This window comes from Streptomyces sp. NPDC053432, from assembly GCF_055585365.1.
On the sequence record NZ_JBVJKF010000018.1, the window covers coordinates 94,913 to 109,281 of the forward strand.

Annotated in this window: 17 protein-coding genes; 8 read left to right on the top strand and 9 right to left on the bottom strand. The window is 72.1% G+C overall.

The annotated features are described in order from the left end of the window. The first annotated feature begins 23 nt into the window (after positions 1-23). From ku to ACZ6Y1_RS26795, 3 genes are all read left to right on the top strand, one after another. Entirely contained in the window at positions 24-1,031 is a 1,008-nt protein-coding gene (ku, locus tag ACZ6Y1_RS26785; RefSeq protein WP_469634830.1) for a non-homologous end joining protein Ku, read from the top strand. A gap of 168 nt (positions 1,032-1,199) precedes the next feature. Next, entirely contained in the window at positions 1,200-1,709 is a 510-nt protein-coding gene (locus ACZ6Y1_RS26790; protein ID WP_469634833.1) for a hypothetical protein, read from the top strand. A gap of 1,741 nt (positions 1,710-3,450) precedes the next feature. Next, positions 3,451-4,011, top strand: coding sequence for a DUF6817 domain-containing protein (locus tag ACZ6Y1_RS26795; protein ID WP_469634836.1), 561 nt, complete (start codon positions 3,451-3,453; stop codon positions 4,009-4,011). A gap of 61 nt (positions 4,012-4,072) precedes the next feature. Here ACZ6Y1_RS26795 and ACZ6Y1_RS26800 read toward each other — a convergent pair whose 3' ends face one another. Next, positions 4,073-4,654, bottom strand: coding sequence for a hypothetical protein (locus tag ACZ6Y1_RS26800; RefSeq protein ID WP_469634839.1), 582 nt, complete (start codon positions 4,652-4,654; stop codon positions 4,073-4,075). 141 nt (positions 4,655-4,795) lie between these two features. Here ACZ6Y1_RS26800 and ACZ6Y1_RS26805 point away from each other — a divergent pair, with 141 nt between their 5' ends. Then, a complete protein-coding gene (locus ACZ6Y1_RS26805) occupies positions 4,796-5,635 on the top strand; it encodes a MerR family transcriptional regulator (protein WP_469634842.1) in 840 nt (279 codons plus the stop codon). Further along, positions 5,598-6,809 carry a glycosyltransferase gene (locus ACZ6Y1_RS26810; protein ID WP_469634845.1) on the top strand — a complete coding sequence of 404 codons (1,212 nt, stop codon included), beginning with the start codon at positions 5,598-5,600 and terminating at the stop codon, positions 6,807-6,809. Before ACZ6Y1_RS26805 ends, ACZ6Y1_RS26810 begins: the two co-directional genes overlap by 38 nt. Positions 6,810-6,895: 86 nt before the next feature. Here ACZ6Y1_RS26810 and ACZ6Y1_RS26815 read toward each other — a convergent pair whose 3' ends face one another. The 4 genes from ACZ6Y1_RS26815 to ACZ6Y1_RS26830 form a co-directional block, all read right to left on the bottom strand. After that, the gene (locus ACZ6Y1_RS26815) at positions 6,896-7,225 is read right to left on the bottom strand and encodes a hypothetical protein (protein ID WP_469634848.1); all 330 of its coding nucleotides are present in this window, start codon (positions 7,223-7,225) and stop codon (positions 6,896-6,898) included. Between the two features lie 156 nt (positions 7,226-7,381). Further along, positions 7,382-7,585, bottom strand: coding sequence for a hypothetical protein (locus ACZ6Y1_RS26820; RefSeq protein WP_469634852.1), 204 nt, complete (start codon positions 7,583-7,585; stop codon positions 7,382-7,384). Positions 7,586-7,888: 303 nt separating this feature from the next. Then, on the bottom strand, positions 7,889-8,239 hold the full coding sequence (locus ACZ6Y1_RS26825; protein ID WP_469634854.1) for a hypothetical protein: 351 nt from the start codon (positions 8,237-8,239) through the stop codon (positions 7,889-7,891). Between the two features lie 82 nt (positions 8,240-8,321). Then, positions 8,322-9,143, bottom strand: a complete 822-nt coding sequence (locus ACZ6Y1_RS26830) for a UbiA family prenyltransferase (RefSeq protein ID WP_469634857.1) — start codon at positions 9,141-9,143, stop codon at positions 8,322-8,324. Positions 9,144-9,355: 212 nt separating this feature from the next. On the opposite strand from ACZ6Y1_RS26830, the gene ACZ6Y1_RS26835 reads away from it, so the two are divergent. Genes ACZ6Y1_RS26835 through ACZ6Y1_RS26845 form a run of 3 tightly spaced genes read left to right on the top strand, consistent with a single transcriptional unit; the run spans position 9,356 to position 11,995 of the window. Continuing rightward, complete coding sequence (locus ACZ6Y1_RS26835) at positions 9,356-10,426, top strand: type III polyketide synthase (RefSeq protein ID WP_469634861.1); 1,071 nt, start codon at positions 9,356-9,358, stop codon at positions 10,424-10,426. A 7-nt stretch (positions 10,427-10,433) separates the two neighbouring features. Next, positions 10,434-10,970: an isoprenylcysteine carboxyl methyltransferase family protein gene (locus tag ACZ6Y1_RS26840; RefSeq protein ID WP_469634864.1), complete on the top strand. Its 537-nt coding sequence runs from the start codon at positions 10,434-10,436 to the stop codon at positions 10,968-10,970. Further along, a complete protein-coding gene (locus ACZ6Y1_RS26845; protein WP_469634867.1) occupies positions 10,967-11,995 on the top strand; it encodes an NAD(P)/FAD-dependent oxidoreductase in 1,029 nt (342 codons plus the stop codon). The genes ACZ6Y1_RS26840 and ACZ6Y1_RS26845 overlap by 4 nt, the downstream gene beginning before the upstream one ends. Positions 11,996-12,058: 63 nt before the next feature. Here the strand turns inward: ACZ6Y1_RS26845 and ACZ6Y1_RS26850 are convergent, their stop codons facing one another. The 4 genes from ACZ6Y1_RS26850 to ACZ6Y1_RS26865 all read right to left on the bottom strand — a co-directional run bounded on the left by ACZ6Y1_RS26850 (position 12,059) and on the right by ACZ6Y1_RS26865 (position 14,281). Further along, the gene (locus ACZ6Y1_RS26850) at positions 12,059-12,400 is read right to left on the bottom strand and encodes a DUF3140 domain-containing protein (RefSeq protein WP_469634870.1); all 342 of its coding nucleotides are present in this window, start codon (positions 12,398-12,400) and stop codon (positions 12,059-12,061) included. Next, complete coding sequence (locus tag ACZ6Y1_RS26855; protein WP_469634872.1) at positions 12,400-12,624, bottom strand: hypervirulence associated TUDOR domain-containing protein; 225 nt, start codon at positions 12,622-12,624, stop codon at positions 12,400-12,402. The genes ACZ6Y1_RS26850 and ACZ6Y1_RS26855 overlap by 1 nt, the downstream gene beginning before the upstream one ends. Before the next feature lie 144 nt (positions 12,625-12,768). Next, positions 12,769-13,416: an NADPH-dependent F420 reductase gene (locus ACZ6Y1_RS26860; RefSeq protein WP_469634875.1), complete on the bottom strand. Its 648-nt coding sequence runs from the start codon at positions 13,414-13,416 to the stop codon at positions 12,769-12,771. A gap of 52 nt (positions 13,417-13,468) precedes the next feature. Further along, positions 13,469-14,281, bottom strand: a complete 813-nt coding sequence (locus ACZ6Y1_RS26865) for an inositol monophosphatase family protein (protein WP_469634877.1) — start codon at positions 14,279-14,281, stop codon at positions 13,469-13,471. Between the last annotated feature and the right edge of the window lie 88 nt (positions 14,282-14,369).

Here is a 14,369-nt window from a genome sequence, read left to right on the forward strand (position 1 = left end):
CAGGTCGAGGTGGTGATCCCAGTATGGCCAGACCCGTATGGACCGGGGTTGTATCTTTCGGGCTCGTCTCGCTGCCGATCGCGCTCTACAGCGCCACCGACAGCCACACGATCCGTTTCCACCAGCTCCAGCGCGGCACCGCGGACCGCATCCGCAACCGGCGCGTCAACGAGCGCACCGGCGACGAGGTCGACAACGCGGAGATCGTGAAGGGCTTCGACACCGGCGACCAGTACGTCGTCGTCGAACCGAAGGAACTCGAGGACATCGCGCCGGGCCGCTCCAAGGCCCTGGAGGTGTCCGGGTTCGTCGACCTCGACACAGTCGACCCGATCTTCTTCGACAAGACGTACTACCTCGGCCCCCGCGGCGAGCAGCACGGCAAGGTGTACGCGCTGCTGCAGCGGGCCCTGGCGGAGTCCAACAAGGCCGGTATCGCCACCTTCGTGATGCGCGGCCGCGAATACCTCGTCGCGCTGAAGGCCGAGGACGACCTGTTGACCCTGCACACCCTGCACTGGGCCGACGAGATCCGCGACCCGCACCGGGAGGTCCCCGACCTGCCGGACAAGACGGAGCCCACCGCGGCCGAGGTGAAGATGGCCCACCAGCTCATCGACGCCCTCACCACCGACTGGAACCCCGAGGACTTCCATGACACCTTCCAGGAGAAGGTGAAGGCCCTGATCGAGGCCAAGGCCGCCGGAGAGAGCGTGGAGAAGGCCGAGCCGGCCGCCCAGCCCACCGGTGTCGTCGACCTGATGGAGGCGCTGCGCGCGTCCGTCGAACAGGCCCGCAGCCCGAAGGCCACCGGAGGGAAGGCCGCCACGCAGGGCGCCCGGAAGGCCGGCGCGCAGAAGAAGCCCGCGGCGAAGAAACGCGTCACGGCACACGGCTCGGCCCCCGGGAAACCGTTGATGTCCCTGACGAAGGCCGAGCTGTACAAGAAGGCCGCGGCCGCCGGGATCGAAGGCCGCTCCACCATGAACCACGACCAGCTCGCCCGGGCTCTGTCCGGCGGCAGCGACTGAGCGCGGATTCGGCGCAGGGGTGGGCGGACAAGCCGGTCCGCGACGGGTGCGCCCCGACCGCGCGTGGCGCGTGGGCGTGGCCGGGACGGGAGTTCAGGAACGTCTGCCCGCGCATGCGCCGGGTGTTGTTCCAAGTGCCTGTTGCGACTGCGCCTTACGGTGGGCTCCGTGACGGAGCACGTGGCGGACACGACGAGCACGGCGATGGCCGCGGCCCACCTCAAGGAGAGGCTCTACGCGACGATCACGATGATCTCCGTCGTCATCGGGCTCGCCGGCGGCACCCGTCTGGACGTCGTCGGAGCCGCGGCGACGGTCGCAACCGCCGCTGTGGGCCTGTGGCTGGCCGCGCTGGTGGCCGACCAGCAGGCTCATCGCGTGACGCACGGGGCCGTCGCACGGGGGCGCGAACTGCGCGCGATGCTGTTCGTCAGCAGCCCGCTGCTGCTGTCTGCGGTGGGGCCGCTCCTTCTGATCGGCGTCTCGGCACTGGGAGTGATCGGCTTGGACACGGCGCTGTACACGGCTGCCGGGGTCAACATCGCCAGCCTGTTCGCGTGGGGGTGCTACGGCGGGATCCGGATGGGCGGAGGGACGGCGTTCGCCCTGCTCGCCGGCGCGATCGACGCGGCGATCGGGACAGCGGTCGCGGTGGTCAAGGCAGCCAACGGCCACTGACACCCGCCCGTACGGGCGAAGGAGCAGGTCGGCGATGCGCCGCCTCGGCCCTCGCCTACGGCCCCTCTACGGACCTGAGGGGCTCAAGCCGCGCGGACTTGGCGAGCGTCGGCTGCGGCGGTCACCATCCCCGCCGCGCCCCCTCCCCGTCGAAGTGGCGGGCGGAACCGTCCCCGTGACCTCGGCAATCCGGGCGGCACCGGCACTGAAGGTGAAGGAGCGAGAAGCGGCGGGGGGACAGCGAGGTTCCCCCGGGCGGGCCAACCGGGCCTGCTGCACAGCAACCAACATCGCCAGGGCGCTGGTCCAATACGGCAGATTCGGTGCCCTCGGCACGGCCTTGTGCGGGGGCTCCGCGTGGGTGCGGAACCCGTTCGGCGGGGTCACGGTTCGTGCAACGTCAGCCGGCCGCCATTGACGTAACCGTCCGGACATGCGACAAAGGCCTCAGGCAGCCCCGCCGGACCAGCACATCCGCGCGGGCCCCATTCCTGCTCACTTCGCGCCGCCTCCCACGATGGGCCCTCGCGCGCATTCGACTACTCCATCAGTCGGGCAGAGGCGCCGCCCAGTACCAGCACCACGACGACGGGAACACCAACTTGACCCTCTTGCCCGGATCCCGTGTGCCGGGGCGGACCTGGACGGTCCGGCTCACCGGTCATCCCGATCACACCGTGTCCGTCACCTGCAGCAGCACAGCGTGCCGGATGCCGGCCCGCTCGAAGGACACCGCGAGTCTGCGGCGCTTCGCCGCGGACCACGCCAAGGCACACGCGCGCCTCGCCGCCATCCGGCCCCATACCGCCTGCGCCTGCGGCAGCGCAGAGTGCGCCCTCCACGAGGCTCGCGTCCAGTGTGCCGGGACCACGTTGTTGGTCCTGGTCCACAATCAGGCCATCGGCCAGGTCTGGACCTTGGCGGAAGTGTGCCAGGCCTGCGCGAGGCAGATCCCGCACACCACGATCCTGGCCACGGGCAGGCCCCCCGTTCCGGCGCCCGCATCAGCTGGCGTGGCGCAGCCCGTGCAGCGGGCCGCAGTGCCGGGCGGGTTCTCCTCACCCGACGCCGCGCCCGAGCCTTCGCCCGGGCGGCGGCAGCCCCCACGCCGACGGGCCTGACGCGGTGGGCCGGCCCTGAAGGACTGCGTACTCCGCACTGCTGAGTCCGAGTGTGCACTCGGGTGAGCCCCGGCCGGCCGTGCCCTCACCGAACGCGGCAAGCGATTGCGGGCGACACGCCCACAGAGTGCGGTGGACGGGCAGTGACACCGCCCTCGTGAGCGGGAATACGAGGCCCGCAGCGGTGCACAGCGGGCACAGGAAGGGTTCGGTCGGCTGATACGCCAACGCGGCTTGCCGCGCCGGGTTGTGCAGCCCCCATGTATGACCGACGGACTGAGCTGGGCTGGTCACCGCGCCAGTGGCGGAGGCGGCCAGGAGCCCTGCGAGCCCTGAGGCCCTGCACAGGGGTTGCGGAGGCACTGGGCGTGGTGCCCGTACTGCGACGACGGGGACGAGGGCGACGAGTCGCCGGCCGTCGACCCCGCCGACGGCCCGGGCCGGCCCACGGGTCCCTCCTGGCATCGGCGACGCCCAGCTCAGGGCCTCCCCGCCCGACCGCGCTGCCTGCCCCCGGGCCTGGCCGGCCCGCCGGCGTGTCCGGGGCGACAGGGGTCCGGCCATTGTCCGTATGCCGGTCCCGGCGGACGCCGACGCGGATACCTCGTCATGATGTGCACATGATGCGCAGCGACGACAAGAACACCGACTCCCCGGCGATCGCCCTGCTCAAGGAACTGGGAGCCGAGTCCACCAAACACTCCGGCGGTACGCTGCTCGCCCACCTGCTGCGCGTCGAGGCGCTGCTCGCCGCGTGGGGCGCACGGCCTGTTCTGCGGACGGCGGCCCTGTGCCACGCCTTCTACGGTACGGACGGGCTGCCGCTGAGCCTCCTCGAACTCTCCGAGCGCGCCCGCCTCGCCGAGGCGATCGGTGCGGAGGCGGAAGAGCTCGTGTACTTCTACGCCAGCTGCGACCGCAAGGCCTCCTACCCCAGCCTCGCCTCCCCGGACGAGGAGTCGGTGACTTTCCGGGACCGCTTCACCGGTGAGGAGTTCACTCCGTCCCCGCAGCAGCGCCGCGACTTCGCCGAGCTGACGGTGGCCAACGAACTGGACCTGGCCAAGGTGAATGCGTCCTTCCGTGAGCGCAACGGCGCGCACCTGCTCGAGCTCTTCACGAGCTGGGCCCCGCTTCTGTCGGAGGCGACCCGCCGAGAAGTGACCACGGTCCTCGGCTGACCCGTGCGGACCGCGGCGTACTCGTCCGCCGGCTCCTGGAACCCTCGCCTGCCGTGAGTGGTCAGCGCATGCGGACGGTGACCTCGGGAAGCGGTAGGTCGGCCAGGTTGAGCTGGAGGCCGGTCAAGGTCAGGTAGGTCTGCGAGTCGCTCAGGGTGTCGGACGGTGCCTGGGTCTTCCCGCGTGTGCTCACCAGCAGGTACCAGCCCCCGCGTTTGTAGCTGCGGGAGACGTCGGCGCTGTCGCCGTTCGGGTTCAGCACCCAGCCCTCGTGCTCCAAGTCCGTACAGATCGCCTTCATTTCGGCCTGCGCGGCCGCCTTCTCCCGGACGGCCGTCCAGCCCGTCCTGTTCAGGTTGGATCCGGCCGGGGCCGTCGACCTGCCCTGCTCCGGGTCGAGGCCCGCCGCTCGCACCGCCTTACGGATCACTTCGTCCACCTCGGCCCGCGTGAGGGGAGGCGAGGTGGGTTCGGGCTGCGGCGCGGGCGCCGACGCGGATCCGGATGGTGTGGACAAGGGTGCGCCCAGGTGGACGCGCCCCTCGTCGTCGATCTGGACCCGGTCCGGCATGACTGCGGCAGCCAGACTCACGATCAACGTCGCGGCCAGTCCGATCCACACCCTCTTCAAGAACGCGTTCAACGTGGAAACTCCCCCCGAATGATCATCGAAGGCGAGTCTCACACACCCGTCGAAGTCGTCCGGGCGGCGGGCGCCCCGCCCCCGGGTTGACCCTCCCCCTACGTCAGGCTTGAGGCTGTTGCCGAACGAAAGGGCAGGTCCATGGGCTACACCGTGGGTCAGGTCGCGGCATTGGCCGGGGTGACCGTACGCACGCTGCATCACTACGACCGGACGGGACTGCTGTCACCCGGCGGCCGCAGCCGGGCCGGCTACCGCCGCTACGGCGAATCCGACCTCGCGCGGCTCCAGCAGATCCTCTTCTACCGCGAGCTCGGCTTCACCCTCGACGAGATAGCCGAGATCCTTTCCGAGGCCCAGGGCAACGCCCTGGAGCACCTGCGGTCGCGACAGCGGGAGCTGGCGGAGGAGATCGCCCGGTTGCAGCGCCTCATGGTGGTGACCGAGCGGGCGATCGAAGTCCAGCAGACCGGTGTACCACTGACGCCGCAGGAGCGGTTCGAGGTCTTCGGGGAGATCACCTTCGACCTCAGCTACGCCACCGACGCGCAGCTGAAGTGGCAGGACTCCGCAGCACACGGGGAAGCGATGGCGCGTGCGGCCGCCCACACCAAGGAGGACTGGGAGCAGCTGATGGGGGAGGCCTCGGCGTGGCGGACGGAACTGCTCCGCGTATTCGACGACGGGGAACCGGCCGACGGCGAACGGGCCATGGACATCGCCGAGGCGCATCGTCTCCATGTGGCCCGCTGGTTCACACCCTGCTCACCCGACGTGCACCGCCGTATCGCCGATGACTTCACCGCGGACCCGCGTGCCTTCGCCCTCGCCGTCCCGGCCCCGCAGCAGCGGCCGGGCCTGGCGGCCTACCTGGCCCAGGCGGTCCACGCCAACGCATCCCGTTCGTATTCCCTTTCCCTGGAAGAACCACCAACGAGGACACATGAGAATCCTGATCGCCACGGCCGGCTCACGCGGTGATGTCGCCCCCTACACCGGGCTGGGCGCCGCACTGCGCGAGGCCGGGCACGAGGTAGCTCTCGCCGCCACCGGATCGTTCGCGCCCCTGGCGGCAGAGGCCGGCCTGGAGTTCCGCCCGCTGCCCGCGGACCCGCGGGCACACGGCGACGTCCAGGACAAGCGCGAACTGCTGGGAGTCGCGGCCGCGTTCATCACACAGCTGGGCGAAGGCTTCGCCGATGCGGTCACCGACCGTACGGACCTGTTGCTGCTCTCGGCCACCACGGCCCCGCTCGGCTGGCACGTCACGGAAGCCAAGGGCATACCCGGCCTCGGCGTGTACCTGCAGCCCACCCACCCGACCGGCGACTTCGCGCCCACCGTGGCGGGAACCCGCTCACTGGGCCGGCTCGGCAACCGGGCCGCCGGACGGTTCGCCCTGCGCATGACCGACCGCGTCTTCACCCAGGCCGTGGCCCGCCTGCGTGAACGCCTGGAAGTGCCCCCGCTGTCCGCCGCGCGCATGCGCCGCCGCCGGCACGCGGACCGTTGGCCCGTACTGCACGGCTTCAGCACGGCGCTGCTGCCACGCCCCCACGACTGGCCGCCCCACCTCAGGGTGACCGGCAACTGGTGGCCCCACGCCGATGCGGACCACCGACTGCCCGACGAACTGGAGGACTTCCTCGCAGCAGGACCGCCCCCGGTACTGATCGGGTGGGGCAGCATGGCCGCCGGAGAGGGAGAGCGGCTGAGCGAGATCGCCGTACGGGCCCTGCGCCGGGCCGGGCTGCGCGGCGTACTGCAGTCGGGCAGCGCCGGGCTTGCCGCCGAGGGCGACGACGTCCTGACCATCGGCGTCGTCCCGCACGCCGTGCTGTTCCCGAGGCTCGCCGCCGTCGTCCACCACGCCGGTGCCGGCACGGCGGCGGCCGCTCTGCGGGCCGGGATTGCGTCCGTCACGGTGCCGGTCGCCGCCGACCAGCCCTTCTGGGCCATGAGGCTCGCGGCGATCGGCGCGGGCCACACCCCGATCCCCTTGCGCGGCCTGACCGCCGAACGGCTCGCCGACGCCCTCGTCCGCGTGACGTCGGATCCGTCGTACGCCGAGGCCGCCGGAGCCGCCGCGCGGCACATGGCGGTGGAGGACGGCGCGGCCGCCGTCGTGACGGCCGTACGACAGCTGTCCGTGTGACGCGGGACCAGGTACGACAGGCGCGACGCTCGCCGGGGGCCGGCGGAGGTGGGGGCGAATGTCCGTGCGGGGCCGGGACCGTGTGCCTACGATCGGGCCATGACGATGACGGACGGCTCCCGATGGTCCTTGTGCTCCCGCAACTCGTTCCTGTCGATCGGGTCCGTCGGCTCTGTGTTGTCGGTCGGGTCGGTCGGCTCGTTCTTGTCCATCGGGTCGGTCGGTTCGGCCTCGTCCGTCCTCTCGGTCGGCTCGTGGGCGAGCCTGGGCTCACTGCTGTCTGCCGGATCCCGGTGGTCGGTCCTCTCCTGGCGCTCCCGCTGCGGTGTCCTGGCCGGGGGAGCGGCCCTGGCCGCGACGACCGCCCTGGCCCTGACCCGGCAGGGCACCGACGGCTGACCTCCGGTTCGGGCCATGGCCCATCCCACCCCCTGGGCCTGAGCGGGCCGGGCTGCCACCGGAGGCCTCCGCGGGGTGCTGTCATCCCCCACCTGCGGTTGGGCGGGATGACAGGACCCCGCCAGGTGACACACGGTCCGGGCGGGGTCCTGGGCATGGACGTTCAGCCGGTCTCAGCGCTTTCTGCCGCGCGCCTCGCCCTCGCCGCGGTCGCGCTTGCCCTGGTCCTGGCTGCTCGGCCTGAGCTCTTCGGGGGTCTTGCCGCGGGCGGCTTCCTGCTCGGTGCCGGGGTGCGCGGGGTCCTGACCGGCCCGCAGGCGTTCTTGCTCTTGCCGGCTCTTGCTGGGTTCCTGGCGCTTGTTCTGCTTGCTGGCCATAACGGTGGCTCCTATGGAAGCTGGGGGGAATCCCAACCTGCCACGCAAAGCGACGAGGCGCACTATCTGAGTAACCGTCCGTGTTGGTTCTCTGATCGATCGGGCGCCCCTCAAGGTGCGGCACGGCGCGCCTTCCCCCCCGGCCGCTGCCTCCGCGAGAGAGCGGGCCGGCCGGATTGCGCCGGAGGGCGGATGGGTGGCGCATGGCGAGTGGGCCCTCGCCGGTGTAACCCACCTGGGTGAGCGGGCCACGTCGAGGAACTCGCCCACCCCCGTCTTCGCCTTCGGCCGCCCTCTCCGGCGTCAGACGCCCGCCCTATGGCCGTCCGCCCGTGAACCGGCCGGCGCGGGTGCCGCCTCCGCCACGCGGAGACCGGTCGCGTTGGCCCGCAGAAGCGAGCGGACTCCTGGCTCGGCGCTGACCGCGGTCAAGGCGATGCCGAGGCCGGAGCAGGTACGGGCAGTGCGCAGCAGGGCGGACAGCGCGGCCACCGTCGCCGCTCCCGGATGCAGGACGATGACGACCTCCTCCGGCCGGAAGGCGTGGATCATGTCGTACAGGGAGTTCGTCAGGTGCGCGCGGTCCGCCATGTCCACCGGATGGTCAAGTGTCACGGTCAGCAGGCCGGGGACGTAGAAGTGGTTGACCAGCATGGTGCCGCCTCCTTTCGGAGTGCGTATACCCGCGATCAGGAGCAGTACCGTCGACCCGCGGCAGGCGGCCACGCGCGCCGTCCTATCCGCCCGGCAGAGCAGGGCCGGTCAGGACGAGGAGCGTGGCGTCGGCCGTGGCCAGGGCCAGGACGACCAGGAACGGCACCCTTCCACCCGCGAGGGCGGGTGGCGCGACCACGGCCGATCCGCTCAGGGCCAGGGTCACCCCCAGGAGCAGGGCGCCCGCAGGGTGGACAGAGCCGGTCGGGCCCACGGTCACCAGCACGCACGAGGCGAAGGCGAGCGCGGAGGCCACTGCGATGGACAGGCGTCGCCCCAGCCGCTGCGGGAGCCCCAGAACCCCGCTCGCGACGTCCTCGTCGAGGTCGGGCAGGGCATTCGCGAAGTGCGCGGCGGCACCCAGCACGGCTGCCGCGGCGGTCAGCCACGGCGGAGGCCAGCCACCGGGCCGGGCGGCCAAGGTCCCGAACGCGGGCAGCAGACCGAAGGCGACGGCGTACGGCAGCCAGGAGGCGACCGTGCGCTTGAGCCGGAGGTTGTAGGACCAGGCGGCGGCGACGCAGCCCAGGTGAACCAGGCCGGCCGCGACCCCGCAGGCCAGCGACAGCGGGACGCAGGCGACCAGGGCGGCAAACGCGGCGCCGGTCACGACTCCCGGCCGTACTTCCCCTGTGGCCAAAGGCTTGTCCCGTCGGCCGGCGGCCTGGTCGCGCCGCATGTCCAGCCGGTCGTTGCACCAGCCGATCGACAGCTGGCCGGCGGCGACCGCTGCCACCGCTGTGGTGGCCGCGGCGGTGTTGAGCCCGACCGCCGTGGCCAGCAGCGCCGCGAGGAGTGTGACGGCGGCAGCCGGGACGGGGTGACTGGCCTTCAGGAGGCGCATGAGGCCCAGGAGGCCTGGGAGGCCTGGGAGCGCGGCGGGAACGGGCTCCCGGTTTGCCCGGTACTCCACCGAACCCGTGGGCGCGGTGCGTGCGGGCTTCGCCGCGGGTCCTTCGCCGGTGGTGACGGGCACCTGCCCACCCTATGAGTACGGCGCGCCCGCTGGTGGCCGCGTTACGGCGTGCCGTGGCCCGCTGTCCCTATGTTGGAGCAATGACACGCGTCCTCGGGGTGAGCACGGTGTACCCGCCCCATCGCCATACGCAGCAGGAAATCACCGATGTGCTCGCCTCCTGCCTGCCGTCCGGTGCCGACGGCGCGCTCCTGCGCCGGCTGCACGCCGCGGCCCAGGTGGATGCGCGTCACCTCGCCCTGCCCCTGGAGGAGTACCGGGAGCTCGGCAGCTTCGGTCACACCAACGGCCTGTTCGTCGAACTCGCCGTCGCCCTGGGGGCGGAAGCCGTCGAGCGGGCGCTCGACGACGCCGGGGTGCGCGCCGAGGACATCGACCTGATCGTCTCGACGACCGTGACCGGCATCGCGGCGCCGTCGGTGGACGCGCGCCTGGCCGCGCAGGCCGGTCTGCGCCCCGATGTCAAGCGGCTCCCGCTCTTCGGGCTCGGCTGCGCCGCGGGAGCCGCCGGGCTGGCCCGTGTTCACGACTTCCTCACCGGCCCGCCGGGCCGCACCGCGCTCCTGCTGTCCACCGAACTCTGCTCACTCACGTTGCAGCCCACCGACACCTCGCCGGCGAACCTGGTGGCCGGAAGCCTCTTCGGGGACGGGGCCGCCGCGCTGGTGGCGGTCAGCGGTGAGGAGTCCGCAACGGGACAAGGAGCGCGCCCCCGCGGACCGCGGGTCGTGGCCACGCGCAGCCGCCTGTACCCGGGGACGGGGCACCTGCTCGGCTGGGACGTGGGCGACTGGGGCTTTCGCATGGTGCTCGGCCGAGAGGTCCCCGAGCTCGTCAGGCTGCACGTGGCGGAGGAGGTCGAGTCCTTCCTCGCGGCTCATGACCTCAAACCGCGTGACGTCGCGGCATGGATCTGCCATCCCGGCGGCCCGCGCATCCTCGACGCCCTCGCCGAGGAACTCGGGCTGCCCGACGCTGCCCTGGCTCCCTCCCGCCGCGCCTTGGCCGCCACCGGCAACCTGTCCTCCGCCTCGGTGCTCCAGATCCTGCGCGACACGTGCGCCGCGCCGCCGCCACCACCGGGCGCGGCCGGCCTGATGATCGCCTTCGGGCCCGGCTTCGCCTCCGAACTCGTACTGCTGGCCTGGTGAGCGCGCCATGACTCCGTACGTCGTGCTGGTCCTGCTGGTCGTGGGTGAACGGTGCGCCGAACTCGTCGTGGCACGGCGCAACGGCCGCTGGAGCGAGGCCCGCGGAGGCCGCGAACACGGGGCCCGGCACTACCCTGCGATGGTCGCCCTGCACACGGCACTGCTGCTCGGCTGCCTCGTGGAGCCCTGGGCGGCCGACCGGCCCTTCCTGCCCCTGCTCGGCTGGCCCGCGCTGGCCCTGGCCCTGGCCGCGCAGGGGCTGCGCTGGTGGTGCGTCAGCACCCTCGGCCCCCGCTGGCACACCCGCGTGCTGGTCGTGCCGAGCCTTCCCCCGGTCGTCTCCGGCCCCTACCGCCACCTCCGCCACCCCAACTACCTGGCCGTCGCGGTCGAGGGTCTGGCCCTTCCCCTGGTGCACACCGCATGGGTGACCGCCGTGGGCTTCACGCTGCTGAACGCGGCGCTGCTGACCGTTCGCATCCGCTGCGAGGACGCGGCGCTGGCGCCCCTGCGGGCCCTCCCCGTCACCGGCGCGACACCGTGATCGACCTGTTCGTCGTCGGAGGCGGTCCGGCGGGTCTGGCCACCGCCATCCACGGGGCGCTCGCCGGCTTCGACGTGGTGGTCGCCGAACCACGTCCCACGCCGATCGACAAAGCATGCGGCGAGGGCCTGATGCCGGGCGCGGTACGTGCTCTGGAAGCGCTCGGCATCGAAGTGCCCGGCCGGCCCCTGCACGGTATCCGCTACGTGGACGCGGCCGGCGGCCAGAGCGCCGAAGCCCGGTTCAAGGCGGGGCACGGCCTCGGTGCGCGCCGCCTCCTGCTGCACGAGGCACTCGCCGCGCGGGCCGCCCGGCTCGGTGTCCGGATCCTCCCGCACCGGGTCCGCCTGGTCAGCCGGCACGAAGCCCACGTCACGGCGGACGGGATGGCAGCCCGATACCTCGTCGCAGCGGACGGACTGCATTCGCCGACCCGCCGGGCGCTCGGCCTGGCCGTACGGCCGGACCCCAGGCGTCAGCCGCCCCGGTACGGATTGCGCCGCCACTACTCGGTCGAGCCGTGGAGCGACCTGGTGGAGGTGCACTGGTCGGCCGGCTGCGAGGCGTACGTCACGCCGCTGGGCCCGCAGCAGGTCGGGATCGCCATCCTGACGTCCGAGCAACTGCCCTACGACGTCCAGCTGTCACGCTTCCCGGTGCTGGAGTCCCGGCTCTCGACGGCCCGCCGGACACCCGTCCGGGGCGCGGGGCCGCTGCGCCAGCAGGCGCGCTGCCGGGTGGCCGGCCGGGTGCTGTTCGTGGGTGACGCCGCGGGATACGTCGACGCTCTGACGGGTGAGGGACTCAGCCTGGCCCTGCTGGGGGCGGCGGAACTGGTCCGCTGCCTGAGCGCGGGGCGCCCGCAGGATTATGAACGGGCGTGGTGCCGACTGTCCCGCGACTACCGGATGCTGACGCGGTCCCTGTTGTGGGCGCGCAACCGACCCCGGCTGGCTCCTCTGATCACCCCGGCGGCGGCACGTTTCCCCGGCCTCTTCCAGCACGCCGTCAATCTGCTGGCCTGAGCCGCGGTCCGGCCCCGGTCGGCGACCCCCTGCCGCTCAGGCGGGGCCGGCGTACCCGAACCGCTACTTGAGCGGATCATGGCCCCAGTTCATCAGTGAGTAGCGCCACCGGGTCTCGGTGACGTCGCCGCCGGGGCGCTGCTCGATGTGACGGTGGACGTAGCCGACGACCTTGCGCATGTGGCCGAGATCGTCGTCGGTGAGGTCCGCCTTCTTCTTCCGCAGGAGTCTGACGATACGGCGGCCGGAGGCGTGTCCCACGCTTTCGCCGCCGTCGCTTTGTCCGACGCTCTTCGACTCCTCGGTGTCCAGCCAGCTCTCCAGCTCGCCGGCAGTCATGTTGACCGCGGCCGCGAATGCTTCCTGGCCGCCGTCCTCGCCGCCGTGCCGCCGGTCGCCTGCCATCAGGAGGCCTTGCCCTTCTTGTGCAGTGCCTGCGGCTTGTGCACCGCGGTCCGGCCGGACTTGTCGCTCTCCACCTCGTACTGCGGTTCCTCCTTCGAGGCGTCGACGGTGCGGCCGGCCGCCCGGGTCCGGTGCGTGATCTTCTTCTGGACCTTCCCCGTCACCTTCTGGCCGTGGCTGCTCCACGAGACGTCGTCGCCCTTGCTCAGACCGTCCTTCGCCATGCCGTTCGCCTCCATCCGTCCGGTCGTGCGTACGGTGGTGGTCCGGCGCGGTCCGCGGACCACCCCTCTCCACGCTCATGCCCGCGAGGCGACCCCGCACGCGCCGCCCCGCGACCGCGGGCCCAGCCGCCCGGAGCGCTCAGGTCAGCGGGCGAGGGAGACGGCGAAGGGCTCGAAGCCGCGTCGGCGCAGGATGTGGGGTACGACCAGGATCATGGCTTCGGTGGCGCGGGCGGTGGTGATGTCGCCGAGGTCCTCGATCCATCCGGGCTGCCAGCCCAGGTCGCGCAGCAGGCCGGTGACGGTCTTCTTCGCGTGTTCGTCGTTGCCCGAGAGGTAGGCGGTCGGTGGGGTGGCCAGGGTTTCGGGAGCGGTCATGACCGTGAACAGCATGGTGTTGAGGGTCTTGACCACACGGGTGTCGGGGAGGGCGGCCTGGAGCTTCTCGGCGAGGCTGCTGCCGGGATAGCACAGGTCGACGGGCAGGCCGTCAGCTGCGTCGCGGGTGGCGTTGGAGACGTCGACGAGGATCTTGCCGGCGAGTTCGGTTCGCAGGGCGGCCAGGCGGTCGAGGGTGCTGTCTCCCGGGGTCGCGTTGATCACGATCTCGGCGGTTCGGGCGGCGGTGCGCTGGTCCGAGAAGGAGACGCGGGGGTCCGTGCCGCCGGCAGCAGCTGCGGTGTCTTCCGTCGGGTTCCGCCGGCCGAGGGTGACGTGGTGTCCGGCCTCGGAGAGCTTGCCGGCGAGGCGGGTGGCGACGCGGCCGGCGCCGAGGATGCCGATGCTTGTCATGCGGTGATGCTCCTTGCGGTGATCGGGGTGGGGTGAGAGCGGGGATGTCCGGTCAGGCGATCGGCGAGAGGACCTTCAGGGCGGCGCCGTGGATGCCGGGGGCCGCGGCCAGGAAATCGCGGCTGGCAGTGTTCCAGGGCTCGCCCCTCAGGTCGGTGACGGTGCCTCCGGCCTCGGAGACCAGCAGGGCACCGGCGACCAGGCCGGAGCGGACGTCGGAGAACTGCCAGAACGCGTCCATGCGTCCGGCGGCGACGTGGATGAGCTGCATCGTGGCGGGCACGGACACGCGCACGACCAGGCCGTTGACGAGCATGGCGGTGACCGAGTCACCGATCCGCCGGAAGGTGCGCTCGTCCTCCCCGGGCTTGGCCTGGCCGGTGCCGGTGAGCGCGGCGCCCAGGTCGGTCTTGGCGGACACCTTCAGGGGCCGGCCGTTGAGACGGGCGCCGCCGCCGGCGACGGCGGTGTAGGTGTCGCCGGTCAGGGGCAGGTGGACCACGGTGAGTACCGGCTGGTTGTCGCGGACCAGAGTGGCGGTGACGGCCCAGTCCTCCATGCCGTGTACGTGGTTGATGTTCCCCTCGGCGGGGTCGACGACCCACCACTCCCCGGGCGGGAGCGCGCCACCGGCCAGCTCGTCCTCCGCCCACTGCGAGCCGTGCCGGGCCCGCAGCAGCGGTTCCCGCAGCACGTCCAGCACCGCGTCGTCGTTGGCGTGGATCTCGCCGACGACCTCGTCCAGACTCACGCCCCGGGCGTGGGAGGTGTAGCGGTCGCGCAGCGTGGCGCCGGCGGCCGTCACCGCGGCCGTCACGTCGGACAGCAGGGTCGTACCGGCGTTGAAGGGCATGGCTGTGCTCATGGTGGGCTCCTCGGGATCGGTCCGGGCGGATCGGAGCGGGGCTGTCACATCGCCCCCGCACTCCGAAGGTAGGCCGCCTGACTATTAA